Annotated in this window: 2 protein-coding genes; both read left to right on the top strand. The window is 49.0% G+C overall.

From position 1 onward, the window contains the following. Window positions 1–199, top strand: a 199-nt coding sequence (locus GBM95_RS12860; protein WP_226963322.1) for a hypothetical protein, incomplete at its 5' end; no start/stop codon positions are given. A 587-nt stretch (window positions 200–786) separates the two neighbouring features. Then, window positions 787–882, top strand: a 96-nt coding sequence (locus GBM95_RS13085; RefSeq protein ID WP_264298107.1) for a transposase, incomplete at its 3' end; no start/stop codon positions are given.

Genomic DNA, 882 nt, shown 5'->3' with positions numbered 1-882 from the left:
AGCTCGAGCTGGGCTTCAGGAGTGGCCTTGCGGCCGTCGAGGGTTGTGGTGGTTTTATCTTCATAACTCATTTATCAATTATAACATAACCGTAGCCGCCTGTCAACTATTTTGTGCCTACGTTAATAAGTTGGATTATGTTGCTGAGGAAGTTGCCATGAATATCATTCAAGTCATTGATGTAAAGGCAGAAAAATGAAGCTTTCTCCTCAGCACAAGTCTAGGTTTGTCTAATGCGCTCGTCTGAGAAAAGGATTCTGCGTCGACTTCAGGGTTTTTCCGATTTTCGAGCGGCCGGCGGAACGTGCAGAATAGCTCCACCGTTTCTTTCGGATGCTTCCGAAATGAAGCGCCGTTTTTTCTGCCCAGGCTAGATGCTTTCGCGGACTGCCGCCTCAATTCCCACAGGCGGTCCCGGCATCCTCAACGTTCGCCGTCGCATTGGGTTTCTCTGGACCGGCAGGTTCGGACGAACCTGCCCGTGTCCCCAAAAAAATCAATCTGAGATTTCTGAGGATGCTCTGAGCAAATCGAAAGATAATGCACTGATTTCATAAATATCAAATATATGATAGAATATATCTATCATGAATAGATTTGCGAGAGGCTTCTGATGGAACAGCTTTCGTTTTCAGACCTTGAAACCAGTCTTCGCCGGAAAACCCGCAAAACCCGTACGGAACGCCTCACCGAACGGTTGGAAAAGCTTCAGACCTTCTGGCACTGATTCAGCCCTTCTACTACGAGTCAGGCCGCCGCGGCCGGCAGCCTTTCCCTCTTGAGCTGATGCTCCGGATTCATCTGCTTCAGATCGCCTACAACATGAGCGATCCCCAGATGGAGGACTTCCTGCACGAGAACTCTACTGCTCGAAAATTCGTG

Origin of the sequence: Sutterella seckii, from assembly GCF_009183815.1 — a bacterium.
GTDB lineage: Bacteria > Pseudomonadota > Gammaproteobacteria > Burkholderiales > Burkholderiaceae_F > Sutterella > Sutterella seckii.
The sequence above is the reverse complement of the archived record's forward strand: the minus strand, read 5'-3'. Positions and strand labels throughout refer to the sequence as shown.